Genomic DNA, 489 nt, shown 5'->3' with positions numbered 1-489 from the left:
TATCGTTGTCCAGCACATCAGCGAAACTAATGACCTCTGTGCTGTCTTCTTCAACGTCGAAGGCGCCATCGTCCACCGCTTGCGGACCATCGTCACGTACATCGATTTCCAGCGTGGCATCGTCAGTATCACCATCGCTGTCAGTTACGCGCACAGCGAAGCTCTCTGGCAGCGTATCTTTCTCCTCGACCATGGCGTCGTCGGTATGCTCATCGGTTGCACCGTTGAGCGTATACGTCCAGGTGTAGTCGTCGCCGTTCTGGGCTACAACCAATTCACCGTATTCACCCTGCACCACGCCACCGGCAGTTACATCGATGTAGTTGCCGTCCTTGTCCTGCACTTCCAACTTGTCGGTAGTATCAGTGCCAGTGTGGGTGATATTGAAGTCACCGGAAGTGGCTTCATCGGGGCTGCCCGGGTTGCTGCCATCAGCCAGTGCTGATTCAGCCACCCAATCGCGCTCACCCGCGTAGACAACCGAGACTG

The 489-nt window shown here is 56.0% G+C and carries 1 protein-coding gene; it reads right to left on the bottom strand.

Annotation, left to right across the window (positions count from 1 at the left end; all coding sequences use genetic code 11):
* The coding region (locus tag A3709_RS21835; protein ID WP_197484365.1) for a VCBS domain-containing protein at positions 1-489 on the bottom strand (489 nt) is incomplete at both ends.

The sequence above is a fragment of the Halioglobus sp. HI00S01 genome, from assembly GCF_001635445.1.
In the GTDB taxonomy this organism is placed as follows: Bacteria; Pseudomonadota; Gammaproteobacteria; order Pseudomonadales; family Halieaceae; genus Halioglobus; species Halioglobus japonicus.
The sequence above is the reverse complement of the archived record's forward strand: the minus strand, read 5'-3'. Positions and strand labels throughout refer to the sequence as shown.